The sequence below is a fragment of the Streptomyces griseochromogenes genome (assembly GCF_001542625.1).
Lineage (GTDB): Bacteria > Actinomycetota > Actinomycetes > Streptomycetales > Streptomycetaceae > Streptomyces > Streptomyces griseochromogenes.
In genome coordinates this window covers 4,205,225-4,221,449 of sequence record NZ_CP016279.1, presented here as the reverse complement: position 1 = coordinate 4,221,449, position 16,225 = coordinate 4,205,225, and the positions used below count along the sequence as shown (strand labels likewise).

General features: G+C 72.8%; 17 protein-coding genes. 8 read left to right on the top strand and 9 right to left on the bottom strand.

From position 1 onward, the window contains the following. Window positions 1-227: 227 nt before the first annotated feature. Both AVL59_RS17895 and AVL59_RS17890 read right to left on the bottom strand, forming a co-directional pair. A complete protein-coding gene (locus AVL59_RS17895) occupies window positions 228-932 on the bottom strand; it encodes a peptidoglycan-binding domain-containing protein (protein WP_067305361.1) in 705 nt (234 codons plus the stop codon). 97 nt (window positions 933-1,029) lie between these two features. Next, a complete protein-coding gene (locus AVL59_RS17890; RefSeq protein ID WP_067305359.1) occupies window positions 1,030-1,881 on the bottom strand; it encodes an ATP-grasp domain-containing protein in 852 nt (283 codons plus the stop codon). 266 nt (window positions 1,882-2,147) lie between these two features. Between AVL59_RS17890 and AVL59_RS17885 the strand changes: the two genes are divergently transcribed. The 3 genes from AVL59_RS17885 (at window position 2,148) to AVL59_RS17875 (ending at window position 6,452) form a co-directional block, all read left to right on the top strand. Continuing rightward, the gene (locus AVL59_RS17885; RefSeq protein WP_067305357.1) at window positions 2,148-2,903 is read left to right on the top strand and encodes a TetR family transcriptional regulator; all 756 of its coding nucleotides are present in this window, start codon (window positions 2,148-2,150) and stop codon (window positions 2,901-2,903) included. A 181-nt stretch (window positions 2,904-3,084) separates the two neighbouring features. Further along, on the top strand, window positions 3,085-3,501 hold the full coding sequence (locus AVL59_RS17880) for a Zn-ribbon domain-containing OB-fold protein (protein WP_067305354.1): 417 nt from the start codon (window positions 3,085-3,087) through the stop codon (window positions 3,499-3,501). 185 nt (window positions 3,502-3,686) lie between these two features. Further along, window positions 3,687-6,452 (top strand): alpha/beta hydrolase, encoded by a 2,766-nt coding sequence (locus AVL59_RS17875; protein ID WP_067305351.1) that lies wholly within the window; start codon window positions 3,687-3,689, stop codon window positions 6,450-6,452. A 51-nt stretch (window positions 6,453-6,503) separates the two neighbouring features. On the opposite strand, the gene AVL59_RS17870 is transcribed toward AVL59_RS17875, so the two are convergent. Further along, window positions 6,504-6,890: a PPOX class F420-dependent oxidoreductase gene (locus AVL59_RS17870; RefSeq protein ID WP_067305348.1), complete on the bottom strand. Its 387-nt coding sequence runs from the start codon at window positions 6,888-6,890 to the stop codon at window positions 6,504-6,506. A gap of 56 nt (window positions 6,891-6,946) precedes the next feature. Beyond that, window positions 6,947-8,125 carry a MalY/PatB family protein gene (locus AVL59_RS17865; protein ID WP_067305346.1) on the bottom strand — a complete coding sequence of 393 codons (1,179 nt, stop codon included), beginning with the start codon at window positions 8,123-8,125 and terminating at the stop codon, window positions 6,947-6,949. Here AVL59_RS17865 and AVL59_RS17860 point away from each other — a divergent pair. The 3 genes from AVL59_RS17860 to AVL59_RS17850 all read left to right on the top strand — a co-directional run bounded on the left by AVL59_RS17860 (window position 8,124) and on the right by AVL59_RS17850 (window position 11,590). Then, entirely contained in the window at window positions 8,124-9,185 is a 1,062-nt protein-coding gene (locus AVL59_RS17860; protein WP_237281536.1) for a hypothetical protein, read from the top strand. The two genes, AVL59_RS17865 and AVL59_RS17860, sit on opposite strands and share 2 nt — an antisense overlap. Before the next feature lie 52 nt (window positions 9,186-9,237). Continuing rightward, window positions 9,238-10,068, top strand: coding sequence for an SAM-dependent methyltransferase (locus tag AVL59_RS17855; protein WP_067305343.1), 831 nt, complete (start codon window positions 9,238-9,240; stop codon window positions 10,066-10,068). 145 nt (window positions 10,069-10,213) lie between these two features. Next, window positions 10,214-11,590 carry a S1 family peptidase gene (locus AVL59_RS17850; RefSeq protein ID WP_067305341.1) on the top strand — a complete coding sequence of 459 codons (1,377 nt, stop codon included), beginning with the start codon at window positions 10,214-10,216 and terminating at the stop codon, window positions 11,588-11,590. A 133-nt stretch (window positions 11,591-11,723) separates the two neighbouring features. Here the strand turns inward: AVL59_RS17850 and AVL59_RS53240 are convergent, their stop codons facing one another. The 4 genes from AVL59_RS53240 to AVL59_RS17835 form a co-directional block, all read right to left on the bottom strand. Beyond that, on the bottom strand, window positions 11,724-11,909 hold the full coding sequence (locus AVL59_RS53240; protein ID WP_067317407.1) for a hypothetical protein: 186 nt from the start codon (window positions 11,907-11,909) through the stop codon (window positions 11,724-11,726). 99 nt (window positions 11,910-12,008) lie between these two features. Continuing rightward, on the bottom strand, window positions 12,009-12,167 hold the full coding sequence (locus AVL59_RS52190; protein ID WP_159399943.1) for a hypothetical protein: 159 nt from the start codon (window positions 12,165-12,167) through the stop codon (window positions 12,009-12,011). A gap of 95 nt (window positions 12,168-12,262) precedes the next feature. Beyond that, window positions 12,263-12,958, bottom strand: coding sequence for a L,D-transpeptidase family protein (locus tag AVL59_RS17840; protein ID WP_067305338.1), 696 nt, complete (start codon window positions 12,956-12,958; stop codon window positions 12,263-12,265). A gap of 118 nt (window positions 12,959-13,076) precedes the next feature. Next, on the bottom strand, window positions 13,077-13,712 hold the full coding sequence (locus AVL59_RS17835) for a maleylpyruvate isomerase family mycothiol-dependent enzyme (protein ID WP_067305336.1): 636 nt from the start codon (window positions 13,710-13,712) through the stop codon (window positions 13,077-13,079). Window positions 13,713-13,782: 70 nt separating this feature from the next. Here AVL59_RS17835 and AVL59_RS17830 point away from each other — a divergent pair, with 70 nt between their 5' ends. Beyond that, complete coding sequence (locus AVL59_RS17830) at window positions 13,783-14,679, top strand: LysR family transcriptional regulator (RefSeq protein ID WP_067305334.1); 897 nt, start codon at window positions 13,783-13,785, stop codon at window positions 14,677-14,679. Between the two features lie 70 nt (window positions 14,680-14,749). On the opposite strand, the gene AVL59_RS17825 is transcribed toward AVL59_RS17830, so the two are convergent. Beyond that, window positions 14,750-15,334, bottom strand: a complete 585-nt coding sequence (locus tag AVL59_RS17825) for a TetR/AcrR family transcriptional regulator (RefSeq protein WP_067305331.1) — start codon at window positions 15,332-15,334, stop codon at window positions 14,750-14,752. Window positions 15,335-15,417: 83 nt separating this feature from the next. Between AVL59_RS17825 and AVL59_RS17820 the strand changes: the two genes are divergently transcribed. After that, window positions 15,418-16,221, top strand: a complete 804-nt coding sequence (locus AVL59_RS17820) for an SDR family NAD(P)-dependent oxidoreductase (protein ID WP_067305330.1) — start codon at window positions 15,418-15,420, stop codon at window positions 16,219-16,221. The last annotated feature ends 4 nt before the right edge of the window (window positions 16,222-16,225 follow it).

Below are 16,225 nucleotides of genomic sequence, written 5' to 3'. Positions count from 1 at the left end.
CCGGTGGAGCCAGTACCAGCAGACGCCGACGGCCAGCGCCAGCAGGAGGACGGCGGGCACGAGCAGGCCCGGGATGCGGGAGCCGGTCATCGGCGTGGCCTTCGGTCGTGGTGCGAGGTGCGCCCGGCGGCGGACCGCTGGGGTGAGTGTCCATGGTGGGGCCCGACGGCCGGTCGTCGGCGGGGTTTTCCCGAGGCGTTGCCGCGTGTTCGAGCCGGACCCGCCGGTCAGCCGCCGTCGGCGAGGCTCGTGCGGGATTCCAGCGCGCGGCGGGTGTCGTCGCCGTAGACGCCGGTCTCGTCACCGCTGATGCCGTACCAGAGCTGGAAGCGGGCCACGGCCGCGGTGAGGACCGCGTCGTAGGTGCCGTCGGTGGAGCCGTCCCGGTAGACGTCCGGGATGCGCAGCAGGCGCTTTTGCAGGTTGGTGACCTCGGCGCCGGTGTCGCCCTGGCGGAGGGTCCCGGCGCCGTCGGGGTCGGTGTCCGCGGTGGTGGCGGGGACTGCCGGGGTGGTGGCGGGCGGTGCCGTGGTGGCGGGGTGGGAGGGCTGTGGGGTCGCACTGGCCTCCTGGCGGGCGGGGAGCAGGAGGGCACAGCCGAAGCCGAGCAGCGCGGCCGCGCCGACGGCCACGGCGACGGCGGCTCCGCGGAGCCCGGGACCCGAGCCGGGAACACCCGGGGCGGACCGGCCGCCGGCCTGCTCGGCGGCCGCGAAGGGCGGCAGTTCCTGGGTCTCGTCCTCGGTGGTGTGGGGTTGTGCTGCCGTTGTCCTGGGCCGGGAGGCCGAGGCGGAGGACTCGTACGCCTCCGGCTCCGGCCGCATCTCCCGCATCAGCTCCGCGAGGGCGTCGAAGCGGCGCAGACGCAGAACGCGGACGGGTTCGAGGACCGGTCCGGAGTGCGGCTCTTCAGGGTCGGTCGGTGTCGGCACCCTGCTCTCCTTCCGTCCCGTGCGTACGGGAGTCCGGGGTCCCCGTGCTGAGATACGGCGGGAACACCGGCCCCGTTCAGCCCGCGACGGTCCGCTCTCAGGCCGGCGTGAGGACCCCCTGGACGAACCGGCTCAGGGACGCCGTCAGGGCGGTGACGAAGGCGTCCCGGGACTCCTCGGGGAGGGCGTCGAGGGACAGGTAGGGGTTGAGGTCCTCCAGCTCGACCAGGAGCAGCTCGCCGTCCGGGGCGCGGCAGGCGTCGACGCGCTGGATGCCGTGACCGAGAGCGTTCCAGTCGACGAAGCGGCGGGCGAACTCCAGGTCGGCGGCGGTGGCCGGGTACGGCTTCAGGTCCCAGCGCCGCTCGGGGTCGGGGGCGTAGAGGGCGTACTCGAAGTCGTCGTCGACGAAGTAGAAGGACACCTCGTAGGCGAAGTCGACGCACGGCTGGATGAAGACGCTCGCGTCGGCGAGGCCGGCGAGGTCCGCCAGCCGGGCGGCGGGGATGACCCTGAGGCCGAGGGAGTCCGCGCCGAGTTTGGGCTTGACGACATAGCGTTCGGCGGCGGGCAGCCTGTGCAGGTCCTCGGCGCGGTCGACGGTGGGGATGACCGGGAAGCCGGCGGCGCTCAGGTCGAGCAGATACTGCTTGCCGGCCATGTCCGCCTTGCCGTTGAGCGGGTTGTAGACGCGGATCCCGTCGGCGAGCGCACGCGCGCGGAAAGCGTCGTACTCCTTCCGGTAGCCGAGGACGGGCCCGCTGTTGCGGACGACGACCGCGTCGTAGGCGTCCATCAGCGCGGCCGCGTCGAGCGGATGACACAGGGCGAGGTCGAAGTGCTCACGCAGCCGCGAGGTGAGGAAGACGTCCTCGTCGCCGTAGCGGCGCCCGCGGGCCGGGTACGCCAGGTCGGTGACGTAGAGGACGCGGGGGCGGGCGGCGGACATGCGGTCTCCTCGGGCGGCTGGGCGCGTCGGCAGCTGGGTGCGGGGTGACCTCGGCGCCGGGTGCAGAAAGGTTACGTCGGGGGCTTGTCGTCGCAGCTACCGGGCCACCTCGGTGGTGCCCGGAGAGGGCGTGCCGCGCGACCAGGACCGGACCTGGACCGCGCTCGTCGTGCCGCAGGAGTCGGAGCGGGAGTCCCAGTGCACTCAGTCCCCCCTCCAGCTGCACTGAGTGCCAGAAGTGCCAACCGGGTGCTACTTTCCCGTTCATGAGCTCCAGCAGCGCGGCGCCGGCCGCGAAGCCGCCCATGCGGGACGCCCTGGTCGCGGCGGCCTTCCAGCTCTTCCTGGAACGCGGTTACGAACAGACCACCGTGGACGACATCGTGGCGCTGGCCGGAGTCGGCCGGCGCTCCTTCTTCCGCTACTTCCCCTCGAAGGAGGACGTGGTCTTCCCCGACCACGAGCGGTGCCTGGCCGACATGACCGAGTTCCTGGCCGGGGGCGGCGAGGAGGACGAGCCGGTACGGCGGGTGTGCGACGCGGCCCGGCTGGTATTGCGGATGTACGCGGAGAACCCGGCTTTCTCCGTGCAGCGCTACCGCCTCACCAAGAAGGTGCCGGGGCTGCGCGCCTACGAACTGTCGGTGGTGTGGCGCTACGAACGGGCGCTGGCCGCGTATCTGCGGGGGCGGTTCGCGGGACAGCCCGACGGGACGCTGCGGGCCGATGTGATCGCGGCCGCGGTCGTCGCCGCGCACAACAACGCGCTGCGCTCCTGGCTGCGCTCAGACGGCAAGGGCGACGCGGGCGTGGCGGTGGACCACGCCCTGGGACACGTACAGGCCGCGTTCGGCCGCTCCGTGCACCCCCGCCCCGCCGCTCCCCTGCTCGGCCCCGACCTCTTCGCGTCCGGCGGCGAGCGGTCCGAGCGCCCCGACGACGTGGTCGTCCTCGTCACACGCCGCGACGCCCCGCTGTGGCGGGTGGTGCAGGAGTTCGAGTCCGCGCTCGGCCGCGCCTGACCACGCGGCGCCGGAGCCGCGTCCACACCGGACCTTCGCAGATTCGGGGTACGGAGTGCCTTTACGAGTGACACTGAGTGCCATACTCTGATCGGCGTGCACGGCGGCACGGCAACCGCGCACACGCGTGCGCGGGGTGCCGGGCACGCGGGATTCCGGCCGAGCGCAGGGAGTTGACAGCGTGTACCACCACTCAGCGAGCGCCTCGCATCCGGCGGCCGGCTCCGCGGCGGGTGTTCTCGATCCCGCTTCCGCGGACTCCAGGGACGCCATCCTCTTCCAGCGCTGCACCTGGTGCGGCACCGCGACGTACCACCGGCTGCTGTGTCCGGTGTGCCAGGGGAGCGAGCTGCGCACGGAGCGCAGCGAGGGCGTCGGCACGGTCCGCCACTCCACCGTGGTGCACCGCAACACACCCGCGGCGCGCAATGTGTCGCTGATCGAGATGTCCGAGGGGTTCGTCGTTCGGGGCAGGGTCATGGGGCCGCCCATCGGCATCCACAGCGGAGACCGGGTCCGGCTGTCCACGGCCACGGACCCGGTACGGAGCGAGCCGGTCTTCCAGCTGGTGGACGAGCCGTACCGAGCCTGGACCTGAGGACGAGCGCACACGCTCCGGGCGGCGCGGCCGACCCCGCCGGTCCACCGGCCGCGCACCACCACCCCGCGTGATCCGTCACTTGCCCTTCACAGGCAACCCGCAGTCTCTCCTCCCCGTCCTCCCGGGCGCGAGAGGCGCCCGGGACAGTCGTGGCGCCCGAACTCGGGGTTCAAGGAGGAGCCGTGGTCCGTGCCCGGCGCATATGGGTCGCCGCTGCCGCGTTGCTCGCGGTGGCGGGAGCGTCCCCAGGGGTGGCAGTCGCGCAGAGTCGACCGCCTTCGCCGATACGGGCGTTGACGGCCGGGAGCGACGGGGCGCTGCCGCCGGGCTGGGGGATCGCCGGCGGGCCGTCGGAGCCGCAGCTGGTGTGGCGGGCTAAGCGGCCGGTGCCCATGGGCGACGCGCGGGTCGAATTCCGTGCGGGCGGGCGGCTCTTGGGGGTCCCGCAGCCGGGCCAGGACGGGCGCAGCTTCCGGCTGCCGCTCGACCGGCAGCGGGCCGAGAAGCTGCGCGGACTGCAAGTCTGGTCCGGCGGGCGGCGGTTGGACCGCCAGGAGGCCGCTGCGGCCGTGTCGGCCGTCCAGCCGCCGGCACCGCTGCCGGCCAATGGCGTGGACCCGGGCAAGCCGGGTTCGTACCGCACCAGGACCGGTGAGTACGACCTCGAGCCGGTCCGGCTGCCGGGCTTCGCCGCCCCGGTGGAGATGCGCGCGGTGGTCGTCGCTCCCACCGGCGCCCGTGGCCCGCGCCCGCTCGCGCTGTTCCTGCACGGCCGCCACTACACGTGCCACAAGGGGCACGAGAGCCGCGGTGACTGGCCCTGCCCGGCCGGGACCGAGCCGGTGCCGAGCCACCGCGGCTATCTGCGCGACCAGAAGCTGCTGGCCTCGCAGGGCTATGTGACCGTCTCGATCTCCGCGAACGGCATCAACGGTCAGGACGGCGACGTCCAGGACGGCGGCGCGCAGGCGCGCTCGTCGCTGGTGCGGCTGCACCTGGCCCGGTGGGCCGGCTGGGCCGCGCACCCTCGGACGGCACCGGCCGTCGTACGCGACGCGCCCCGCGCCGACCTCTCCCGCGTCCTGCTGGTCGGGCACTCACGCGGCGGCGAGGGCGTGAACCGGGCCGCCATGGACAGCCTGTACCCGCCGCCCGCCGCGCAGGACGGTTACCACGGACCGGTGCGCTGGACGATCCGCGGCCTGGTCATGATCGGCCCCACCGTCTTCGGCCAGAACCCGGTGCCCGACGTCCCGTCCACGACGATCCTGCCGGGCTGCGACGGCGACGTCTCCGACCTCCAGGGCGAGCTCTACGTCGACGGCACCCGCGCGGTCGGCCGCGGCACCGCGCTGCACAGCGCGGTCTACGTCATCGGCGCCAACCACAACTTCTTCAACTCGGAGTGGACGCCTGGGCAGGCCGCCGCGCCCGCCGAGGACGACTTCGGGGACGACCCGCAGCACCCCGACCCGGTGTGCGGCAAGCGTTCCGCCACCCGGCTGACCGCCGACCAGCAGCACCGGGCCGGTTCGACCTACATCGCGGCCGCCGCGCGGCTGTTCCTCGCCGGTGACGACAAGGTACGGCCGCTGCTGGACGGCTCCGGCAGGCGGGCGCCGTCGGCGGACCCGGCGCGGGTGCTCACCCATGCGGTGGGCGGGCGCCGCGACGCCGGGTTCCTGCCGGACGGCGGGGTGTCGGTGACCGGTGGCGGCAAGCTGTGCGCGGCGGTGGACCCCTCCCCCGCCAGGGCCTGCTTGGGCCAGGGGGCCGGGGGATCCTCGCCGCACTTCGCCTCGTGGGAGACGGACCGTGAGACCGGACGCGGCGCGGTCGCGCTGCACTGGACCCGCGCCGGCGTCCCGGCACGGGTGGGCGTGCAGGACCCGGTCTCGCTGGCCGGGGACAAGGCACTGGCGCTCAGGCTGTTCGTGCCGCCGAACTCCCGTGGCACCCGCCTGGACGTGTCGGTCACCGACGCCTCCGGCCGCAAGGCGGTCCTCGGCGGGGTCCGGGCGGACGGGCTGCCCGGCAGCGGGGTCACCGCCTCCTACTGGGCGCGGGAGATCCGGGTGCCGCTGACGGCCGCGACCCGCGCCGGAATCGATCTGCGCAAGGTCAAGTCCCTTGAGCTGACCCCGCGTTCGGGCTCCGGCCGGGCCTGGCTGATGGACGCGTGGGGCTGGCGGCCCGGCCTGCCGGCGGTGCGGGCCGCCGGTCTTCCCCGGGTGGACGTCGGCCGGACGACCGTGAACGAGGGCGACTCGGGCGTGCGCACCTACCGGGTTCCGGTCCGGGTGTCGGGGCACGGCAGCGGTCAGGTCCGGGTGTACGTCCTCGACCCGACCACCGGCCGGGCCGGGGACCGGCTGGTGACCGTGCGTCCGGGCGGCCACGACATCGACGTGCCCATCGAGGTGAAGGGCAACACGCGCTACGGCAACGACGTGTCCTACGACATCCTCGTCAAGGCGGTCCGGAGCGCGGTCGTCGGCTCGTACCGGGGCGGCATCACCGTGCACGACGACGACCCGGCGCCCAAGGTGACCGTCACCCCGGTCGCCGACAAGGTGGCCGAGGGGCAGCCCCTGAAGTGGCGGGTGTCGCTGTCCGAGGCCGTCGACCTGGACATCTCCACGACTTTCGTCGCGGTGGCACCCGGCGGTCCTGAGCTGTCCACCAAGGACGTGTCCGCGCGCTGGCTGCGGGACACGACCGGCACCTCGCCGGACCCGGAGCGGCCCCTGTCCAAGGTGCGGGGAGGTCTCTACCTGTCGGTGGACATCCCGGCGGGCGGGACCAGCGCGGACGTCACCGTTCCGACGGTCAAGGACCGGGTCGCGGAGTCCGCCGAGTCGGTGCGGTTCCGGCAGATCGACGATCAGAGCGGTGAACCGAAGCCCGGCGGCCTGGAGTTGAACGGCACGGTGCTCGACGCGTCGTAGCCGCCGAGTCCCGTCACAGCCCCCTGAAGCCCTGAGGAAGCACCGGCCTCCTCAGGGCTTCGGCGTCACCCGGATCCCGACCGTGCCGTCCAGCCCGCGCCGCAGCCGGCTGCCCAGCAGGGTGAGGCGGCCGGTGATGCCGTACTTGCGGGCGATGAGGGTGCGGTAGCGGGCGGTGGTGGCCGCGTCGGCGATCTCGGCGGTGGCCGGCAGCTGGTCGCCGGTGGGGCGGCCGCGCAGGTCACAGGGGCCGACGAGGACGTCGGCGCGGCGACGGATCCGCTTGACCTTCCAGCTGTCGGCCGCCGTCCACACGCCGAGGGTGTCCCCGTCCCGGACCACCCACACCGGGGTGGCGACGGGAGTGCCGTCCTTGCGGTAGCTGGTGACCAGCAGGTACTTGCCTGAGCCGAGCCGGTCCAGCCGCGTGTCGTCCATCCCGGCAGTGTAGGAGGCCGCACGCCCCTCCCGCCGGAGGGGGCCGTGGCCACCGTTCAGATCAGGGCCGCCGCCATGCGCCGCACCGCCTCGGTGAGGATGTCCGGGGAGGTCGCGAGGTTGAGGCGTACGTGCCCGGCGCCGCCGGTGCCGAAGTCCGGGCCGGAGCTGAGGGCGACCCGGCCTCGGTCCAGGAACACCGCCGCGGGGTCGTCGCCGAGGCCCAGGGCGCGGCAGTCGAGCCAGGCCAGGTAGGTGGCCTCGCCGGGGCAGGGGCGGATGGCGGGCAGGTGCTCGGCGAGCAGGTCGGTGAGCAGGCGGCGGTTGGCGTCGATGCCGGCCAGCAGGGCCTCCAGCCAGGCGGTGCCGTCGTTCAGGGCGGCCGTGTGGGCGATGACGCCGAGGTGGCTGGGGCCGTGGCTCACCTCCTCGGGCATCTGGGCGAGGTCGGCTCCGGCTCCGGGGCCGGCGAGGGCGAGCGCGGCCTTGAGCCCGGCCAGGTTCCAGCCCTTGGACGCGGACATCAGCGACAGGCCGCGCTCGGCGCCGGGCACGCTCAGGTACGGCACGAAGGTGACTCCGGGGGCCACCAGCGGGGCGTGGATCTCGTCCGCGACGACCCGGACGCCGTACCGTTCGGCGAGGTCCGCGACGGCGGCCAGTTCGGCGGCGGTGTGCACGGTGCCGGTGGGGTTGTGCGGGCTGCACAGCAGGTAGGCGGCCCGGCCGCCGCCGGCCGTCGCCTCCCGGAACGCGTCCGCCAGCCGATCGAGGTCGATGCGCACGCCGGTGCCCAGCGGGGCCTCCACCACGCGGCGGTCCATGTGGGTGACGAACTGGTAGAACGGCGGGTACACCGGCGAATTGACGATCACCGGATCACCGGGGCCGGTGACCAGTTTGAGCATCTCGACCACACCGAGCATCACGTCCGGGACGATCGCGGTGTGCTCCACGGCGATCCCGTCCCAGTTCCACCGCTTGGCGGCGAATCCCGCCAGGGCCTCGGCGTAGGCGGTGCCCGCGGGGTAGCCGGTGTCGCCGAGGGCGAGCGCGTCGGTGACGGCGCGGACGACAGGCTCGGCGAGCGGCACGTCCATCTCGGCCACCCACAGCGGCAGCACGTCCTCGGGGTAGGTGCGCCATTTCATGCTCGTACGACGTCGCAGCCGCTCCAGGCCGAGGGCGCGCAGCGGATCGGGTTCGCCGGGTGTGCCGTGCGGGATGCTGGTCATGGGGCTCAAGATAGGGGGCTGCGGTGTGAGCGGAAACGGGGCGGGCCGGTCGGGTGTGCGGGGCGCGGCGGACGGGGGCCGCGTCCTGGAGGTCGCGTGCGACGAGTCGGGCTCGGACGGGGAGAACCTCACCGGCGGGAACACGGATGTGTTCGCGCACGCGAGCGTGGCGCTGCCGGTGGACCGGGCCGAGGCGTGCGTACGGGAGATCCGGCGCCGGATCCGTTCGCCCGCGCAGGAGTACAAGGCGGGTCATCTGCTGCGGGAGAAGCACCGGGCGGTGCTGGAGTGGCTGCTGGACGAGGACGGTCCGGTGCACGGGCACGCTCATGTGCATCTGACGGAGAAGGCGTTCCTCGTGGTGGACCGGGTGGTGGACCTGCTGCTCGGGGACACGGCCGAGGCCCGCCCGCTGTTCGGGCAGGGGCCGGCCGCGTTCGGGGAGCGGGGGTGGCGGGAGTTCCTGGAGGTGTCGAACCAGCTGCTGCGGATCAGGAGCTCCGGCCGGCCGCCGACGGAGTCCTTCTTCCGGACCGTCGGGGAGCTGGGCCGGGTCCACGCGGGTACGGAGGCGGGGCGCACCCTGCTGCGGCTGGCCGGGGCCCGGCCGCGCGCGGAGGCCTACCGGGCCCGGCTGGCCGAGGCGCCGCCGCTGATTCCGGTGCTCAATCCGCTGCTGCCCGCGCTCGTGCGGACCGCCGGGTACTGGAGTGCGGGCGGGCAGGCGGTACGGCTGGTGCACGACCGGCAGAACATGCTGACTCCGGAGCGGATCGCCTGGATCGAGGAGCGGGCGCGGCAGGAGGGGATCGGCCTCGCCGGGGTACGGCTGGTGCACTCGCGGCTGGACGCCCGGGTGCAGATCGCCGACTTCCTCGCCGGTATCGCCCGCAAGATCGCCTCCGACGAACTGGGCGGGCGCGCGGACGCGGCCCGCACCGCCCGGCTGCGCCCCTTTGTCGGCGCGGAGTCGGTGTGGGGCGACGCGCGCAGCTGGTCGCGGCTCGGTCCCGGCACGGAAGACGCCCCAGGAGCGGAACAGATCAACTCGGGCGTCTAGATTGCGTCTTGAACGGTGCACCTCTCCTCAGGCATCCAGGAGCTGAACCCACGTGACCGAGAACCCCGCAGCCACCAATGACGTGGCCGTGTCGCTGCGCGCTCGCATCAACACCAGCCAGCCGCACACGGCCCGGATCTGGAACTACTGGCTCGGCGGCAAGGACAACTACGAGGTCGACCGCGCGGCCGGCGACCAGATCCGCGAGCTGCACCCGGGCATCGGGGAGTACGCGCGCGCGGACCGGCTGTTCCTGGGCCGCGCGGTGCGCCATCTGGTCGGCGAGGTCGGCATCCGGCAGTTCCTGGACATCGGCACCGGGCTGCCCACCGCCGACAACACCCACGAGGTCGCCCAGAGCATCGCTCCGGACGCCCGGATCGTGTACGTCGACAACGACCCGCTCGTCCTCGCGCATGCGCGCGCCCTGCTCACCAGCACGCCCGAGGGCCGTACCGACTACCTGGACGAGGACCTGCGCAACGTCGACGCGATCCTCGAACACGCGGCGGAAACACTGGACTTCAGCGAGCCGGTGGCGCTGATGCTGCTCGGCGTGGTCATTTTCATCGGCGACGACGAGGACCCGTACGGCCTGGTGCGGCAGTTGACGGACCGGCTGCCGTCGGGCAGCCACCTGGTGCTGTCGCACACCATCACCAGCCCGTCGATGCCGGACGTGGACGAGGCGGTCAAGTTCTGGAACGAGCACGGCACTCCGAGGCTGACCCAGCGCACGCCCGAGGACGTGACCCGGCTCTTCGACGGCCTGGAGCTGCTGGAGCCGGGCGTGGTGTCCTGCTCACGCTGGCGCCCGGAGAACACCGACGGGACCGAGCCGGAGGAGGTCGCGATGTTCGGCGGGGTGGCGCGCAAGGCGTGAGCTGACAGCAGGAGCACGCCGAGAAGATCGCCGCCGTCGGTGAACGCCGCCGGGCCGGGCCACGTACTCAGGGGCGGGCGCTCGACGACCGGAGGGCCCCGTGGTGCCCGAAGGGGCATCGCGCGTTCGGGTTCGGGAGCCACGCATGAGGCACGCACGACGACGCGTCGTGAGGCGAGTGACACGGCTGGCGGCGGTCGGCGGACTCCTTCTGGGAGGCGCGATGGTCACGCAGGCGGCCATGGCGAGCGAGCCTCCCGCGGCGTCCGCCAAGCCGCTCAGTACGGCCGAAGCCGCCGGTGACAGCGGCGCGGCACTGGTGGCGAAGCTCGGCACGGCACGGACGGCGGGCAGCTGGACCGGCCGCGACGGGCGGCCGGTCGTGGCGGTGACCGACTCGGGGGCGGCCGAGGCCGTGCGCCGGGCGGGGGCCGAGGCGAAGGTCGTGTCGCACAGCATGAACGAGCTCAAGTCGGCCACCGCCACACTGCGTTCGGCCCCTCGCGTGGCGGGCACCGCGTGGGCGGTGGACTACCGGACCAACCGGGTCGTGGTGGAGGCCGACTCCACGGTGTCGGCGGGCGACTGGTCCCGGATGACCCAAGTCGCCACGGGGATCGGCGGCTTCGTGCACATGGAGCGCACGAAGGGCACCTTCACCACACGGCTGAACGGGGCGCAGCCGATCCTGTCGACGGGCGGCCGCTGCTCGGCGGGCTACAACGTCACCAACGGGCAGAGCGACTTCATCCTCACCGCAGGCCACTGCGGGCCCTCGGGCTCCATCTGGTTCGCCGACAACCAGGGCGACCAGCAGTTGGGCAAGACGGTCAGCAGCACCTTCCCCGGCAACGACTTCTCGCTCGTCCAGTACAACTCGGGCAAGGCCGGCGAGGGTGCCGGCGTCGTCGCGATCGGCGGCGGCAAGGGCGTGCGGATCACTGGCGTGGCCGATGCGAAGGTGGGCCAGCGGGTGTTCCGCAGCGGCAGCACCAGCGGACTGCACGACGGTCAGGTCACCGGGCTGAACGCGACCGTGAACTATCCCGAGGGCACGGTCACCGGACTGATCCAGACCAACGTGTGCGCCGAACCGGGCGACAGCGGCGGCCCGCTGTTCTCCGATGGCATCGCGCTGGGCGTCACCTCGGGCGGCAGCGGCGACTGCACCACGGGCGGAACGACCTTCTTCCAGCCGCTGACGAAAGCCCTGGCGGCGCTGAACGTCCGGCTGCTCGTGTCGGCACAGAACGCCGGCGGCGCCCAGAACCCGTCGTCCGCGCCGTCCGCCGCGCCCGCGCAGGGCGCCGCGCCGAGCGCGGCCACGCCCGGTTCCTCGGCACCCGTGACGGGCACCGCACAGGGCCAGACACTGCTGGCACGGCTGACGGACACCCGGAACGTCGGTCCCGGGCTGCTGGTCATCGCGGGCAGTCTGATCGCGCTCGTCGCGACCCGGTACATCAGGGCCGAGCAGGACCGCAGGGCGTACCAGCGGTACTACTCGGCGACGTGGGGCTGACACGACGGCAGGAGGGCCCTGCGGGGCCCCCAGGTCTGTGGAGGTGCTACGAGAAGGGCGCCCGTGCGCTCACGGGTGCCCAGGTGGACAGGACGGGTGCCTCGGCGAATGCGGCGGGTGACCGCCGGCCGGTTCAGGCTGCCCGGTGCGACTGCGGGGCCGCTGCGGCCCACTCCATCACGAGGCGCTGGTACTGCACGCGCTGCTCGGTGGTCAGTGTCCCGCCGGACCGGCGCCACAGGGCCCTGATCTCCTCGTTGACCTCCGCGGCCGATCGCTCGGAGGCGGCTTCAACAGTGGTGGACATGCTGTGAAGCATATGCTGGTCGAAGTGAAGGCGCTGTGAGTAAGTGCACTCGATACGGACATTTCGGACCGTGTTACTCATCACGTCAATGTGTCAAGTGGTAGCGGGAGTTCATGTCCGTACCGTGCCCAGCACGAGGACCTGGATGGCCGGCACCGCCGCGCCACGCGCCCGGTCGTGGAAGTCGGAGACCTTGGTCTCCAGGTCCACGGGTGCGGCCGGCGGGTGCCGGTGGCCGCCCGCTGCACCCTGCCGGACATCGTCGCGCACGAGTCCGCGCGGCAGGGCGGGGTCCGGCTGGGGATACCCGACTTCGGGGACGCGCCGGACGACTGACGCCGGTGGGCCGGGCGCCCCCGGCCCGTTCAGGTGCCCGGCTTGCGGCCGTACACGAAGACGTCGTCGCCCGTCCTCAGCAGCGACCAGTACTTCTTGGCGTCCCGCGTGGTCATGTTGACGCAGCCGTGGGAGCCCGGCGGGTTCCACATGCTGAGGTTCACCGAGTGGAAGGCCTGGCCGCCGTCGAAGAACTGGCTGTAGGGCATCGGCACGTCGTAGATGTCCGAGACGTGGTCGATGTCCCGCCAGTAGATCTTCTTCAGACCGGTGCGGGTCACATAGCCCTTACGGCCGGTGCGCACGGGTACGGGCCCGTAGGCGAGCCTCTTGCCGTCCTGGATCCAGCTCAGCTGGAGCGAGAGGTTCACGCAGGCGATACGGCCCTTGTCGACCGGGCACTTGCCGTCCTTGTTGGGATTGTTCCCGACGGCCTTCTGCTTGTTCATCAGGTCCATCACGCCCCAGGTGACGGGACCGGCGTAGCCGACGGCGGGCGTGATGCCGTGCTTGTTCTGGAAGGCCTGGATGGCCCGGCAGTCGGCGGAGGACTGCCTTCCGTCGACCGGGCGGCCGAGGAACTTCTCCACCTGCTTCTGATACGGCCCCGCCTGTGAGGTGCAGCTCGCGGCCTGGGCCGGTGCCGCGGTGAAGGCGAGTGTGAGCGGCGCCACCAGCCCGGTGACACCGAGCGCGACGACACCTCGTCTAGTCATGTCCCCCATGTCGTCCTCTTCCCCTTCTCCCCTTGTCGCCCAGGGCCCTGCCCGGGTGGTCCCTTTCGCGATTCCCGCAGTCTCCGCCTACTAGACCTGCCTTGGGGTCGGACGGTTGTGGTTCCGGTCAGTCTGTGACGAAACGGTGAACTTCGTCCCCGCGCAGCCGGCCGGCGGGCAGCCTGCGACCGTAGGCGACCAGCAGCAGGTCCTGGGCGGGGCCGTACAGCGGGGCGCCGCCGCCGAAGGACCAGTCGAGGTCGTCGGCGCACAGCCGCACACCCGTGAGGTCGGTGCCGAAAAGGCGGAAAGCGCGCGGGTCGATCGCGTCGAGGACGATCCGCAGCCGGTCCTCGGGGACCTTCCGGTCCAGACCGAGGGCGACCGTGACGTCCAGGCCGTGGACGACGTCGTGGCCGAGGGCTGCCGCGAGACCGCCGACCGGAGGCTTCCAGGGGTGGTGGGCGTGGGTACGCAGGAAGGCGGCGAGCTCGGGGTCCGGATGGGCCGCCGCGTCCCGGCGGGCGAGCCGGTCGGTCATGCGGTTCAGGCTGCCGCGCGCCTTCACCAGTTCCTTGAGGACCCGCGCGGTCGGGTAACGGAATCCCATCGACATGTGCGCCACGACCTCCCGCACCCGCCAGCCCGCGCACAGGCTGGGCGCCGCCCACTGTCCGGGCGCCAGCGTGCCGAACAGTTCGGCCAGCTCCCGGCGTTCGGCGGCGATGACGGCTGCGGTGGCGGTGTCTGCTGATTTCCCCATGGATCAAGGGTGTTGAGGGGGCGCCGATAAGTCCAAGAGCTGGTCCGTCTCGTCACTAGCATGATCGGTTATGGAGTTGAGACAGCTGCGGTACTTCGTGACGGTCGTCGAGGAGGCCGGTTTCACCCGGGCCGCAGAACGGCTGCATCTGGCGCAGCCGGGCCTGAGCGCGCAGATACGGCAGCTGGAGCGGGAGTTGGGGCAGCCGCTGCTGGACCGTACGGGGCGTACGGTGCGGCCGACGGAGGTGGGTGAGGCCGTGCTGCCGTTCGCGCGGGCCGCACTCGCCGCCGTCGACGGGGTACGGCAGACGGTGGAGGAGTTCACGGGTCTGCTGCGCGGCCGGGTGGCCGTCGGGCTCGTCCCGGGCACGCTCACGCACGCCTTCGACATGCCCGGGATACTGGCCGACTTCCACGCGGCGCATCCGCGGGTGGAGATCACGCTCACCGAGGACACCTCGGACCGGATGCTGGCCGCGCTGCGCGGCGGGGAGCTGGACCTCGCGGTGATCGGTGTCGCGCAGGCGGAGCCGCCGCCGGGCGTGGGCCTGCGGATGCTCGTCGACGAGCCACTGGTGGTGGCGGCCGTCCCCGAGCATCCGCTGCCGGCCGCTCACGAGGGCGCGACGGCCGTCCCGACGGCCGCGCTGCGCGGACACCGCCTGATCAGCCTGCCGCGCGGGACCGGGGTGCGCACCGTGCTGGACCGGCTGTGCGCCGAGGCCGGTTTCCGGCCGCACATCGCCTTCGAGGCGGCCGCCCCGGACGCGCTGGCCCGGCTCGCGGCCCGCGGCCTCGGTGTCGCGGTGCTGCCGCGCCCCCGGACGGCACCCGGTCTGCGCACGCTGCGGATCGCCGACCCCCGCGCACGCGGCCGCGTGGCCCTGGCCTGGCGCACGGAAGGTCCCATGGGGCCGGCTGCGCGGGAGCTGCTGGCGCGCTTGCGCTCCAGGATGACGGGGTGAGCCGCGGGGCCGACGAACGTGACGTGCGGCCCGGCGTGATGAACGGCCGCGCGGTGCCGGGACGCGCGCCTCAGCCCTGGCCCCGCACCGCCGCGAGGCACTGGTCGTAGAGGTCGGCCAGGTCGAGTCGTCCGTCGCTTCTGGCCCAGAGCTCGCTCGCCGTGTCGACACAGGCGAAGACCGTCGCGACGATCGCTTTGGCAGGCGCGTCCACGGCCGGGCCGGAGCCGGTGCCCAGCCGCGCCTGGATGACCGGGACGAGTTCGGCCTGCCAGCGCAGCCGCTTCTCGATGTAGCGGGCGTGCAGCGACGGGGTGTCGAAGATGAGGCGGGACAGCTCCAGCACCCGCTCCGGAGTGTGGTCGGCGGTCAGGACGACCTCGAATCCGGCGCGCAGGGCATCCCAGACGGACACCTCGGCCGGCTGCTGCTCGACGGTCCGCTTCAGCAGCAGGCCCAGCGCCTCCTGGTCCCCGCAGACCAGGTCCTCCTTGGTGCCGAAGTAGCGGAACAGGGAACGCTGCGAGATCCCCGCCTCCCGCGCGATCTGCGCGATCGTCGTCTGCTCGTAGCCCTGCTCGGCGAACAGGCGAACCGCCGTGTCCAGGATCGCCTGGGCGGCGACCTGCCGTGAACGGTCCCACAAGGTCGTCATGGGCATCAGGCTACCCCCTCTGGACAGCGACCGCCTATCTGGCATTAACTGCCAGGTAGGCAGCGACTGAAAGAAGGACGACCATGCCAGCCGTCGACTATCACGGACAGACCACACTGATCACCGGCGCCAGCGCGGGCCTCGGCGCCGAGTTCGCCCGTCAACTCGCCGCCCGCGGCTCCGACCTGGTGCTGGTCGCCCGGCGCGAGGAACGACTGGTGGAGTTGGCCGCCGAGTTGCGCGCACACCACGGGATCCAGGTCCACGTGGTGGCGATGGACCTGGCCGGGGGCAACCCCGGGCAGGCGTTGGCGGCGCGGGTGGACCTGCTCGGCCTGCACATCACGAGCGTGATCAACAACGCCGGGTTCGGCACCTTCGGCCCGTTCCACCAGGCGGATCCGGCACGGCTGCGCCAGGAGATCGCCGTGGACGTGACCGCGGTGGCCGACATCAGCCGCGCGTTCATCGAGCGGCTGCGTACGGCGGGGCGCGGGGTACTGGTCAACGTGGCGAGCATGGCCGCCTACCAGGCCAACCCGCGCATGGCGCTCTACGGGGCGACCAAGGCGTTCGTACTGAGCCTGACCGAGGCGCTGTGGGAGGAGTCGCGCGGCACCGGGCTGCGGGTGCTGGCTCTGTCCCCCGGCGCCACCCGGACCGAGTTCTTCGACGTCGTGGGCACCACGCGGGCCGCCGGAGGGACGAGGCTCGCCTCGCCCGTCGATGTCGTCCGCACCGCGCTGGCCGCCCTGGACCGCAGGAACCCGCCGCCCAGCGTCATCGCGGGACGCATGAACCGGGTGATGACCACGCTCGCCCGCCGCCTGGCCACCCGGCGGCAGGTCATCCGGACCGTCGGCAGGCTCACCGCCGAGAGGGCATGACGAA

What these genes read in the sequence shown, in the direction of transcription:
- AVL59_RS17840 (WP_067305338.1), bottom strand. Translation starts at nt 12,958, where the DNA reads ATGGGGGACATGACTAGACGAGGTGTCGTCGCGCTCGGTGTCACCGGG.
- AVL59_RS17870 (WP_067305348.1), bottom strand. Translation starts at nt 6,890, where the DNA reads ATGGACGACACGCGGCTGGACCGGCTCGGCTCAGGCAAGTACCTGCTG.
- AVL59_RS53240 (WP_067317407.1), bottom strand. Translation starts at nt 11,909, where the DNA reads ATGCTTCACAGCATGTCCACCACTGTTGAAGCCGCCTCCGAGCGATCG.
- AVL59_RS17860 (WP_237281536.1), top strand. Translation starts at nt 8,124, where the DNA reads ATGGGGCTCAAGATAGGGGGCTGCGGTGTGAGCGGAAACGGGGCGGGC.
- AVL59_RS17890 (WP_067305359.1), bottom strand. Translation starts at nt 1,881, where the DNA reads ATGTCCGCCGCCCGCCCCCGCGTCCTCTACGTCACCGACCTGGCGTAC.
- AVL59_RS17825 (WP_067305331.1), bottom strand. Translation starts at nt 15,334, where the DNA reads ATGACGACCTTGTGGGACCGTTCACGGCAGGTCGCCGCCCAGGCGATC.
- AVL59_RS17835 (WP_067305336.1), bottom strand. Translation starts at nt 13,712, where the DNA reads ATGGGGAAATCAGCAGACACCGCCACCGCAGCCGTCATCGCCGCCGAA.
- AVL59_RS17865 (WP_067305346.1), bottom strand. Translation starts at nt 8,125, where the DNA reads ATGACCAGCATCCCGCACGGCACACCCGGCGAACCCGATCCGCTGCGC.
- AVL59_RS17850 (WP_067305341.1), top strand. Translation starts at nt 10,214, where the DNA reads ATGAGGCACGCACGACGACGCGTCGTGAGGCGAGTGACACGGCTGGCG.
- AVL59_RS17820 (WP_067305330.1), top strand. Translation starts at nt 15,418, where the DNA reads ATGCCAGCCGTCGACTATCACGGACAGACCACACTGATCACCGGCGCC.
- AVL59_RS17830 (WP_067305334.1), top strand. Translation starts at nt 13,783, where the DNA reads ATGGAGTTGAGACAGCTGCGGTACTTCGTGACGGTCGTCGAGGAGGCC.
- AVL59_RS17885 (WP_067305357.1), top strand. Translation starts at nt 2,148, where the DNA reads ATGAGCTCCAGCAGCGCGGCGCCGGCCGCGAAGCCGCCCATGCGGGAC.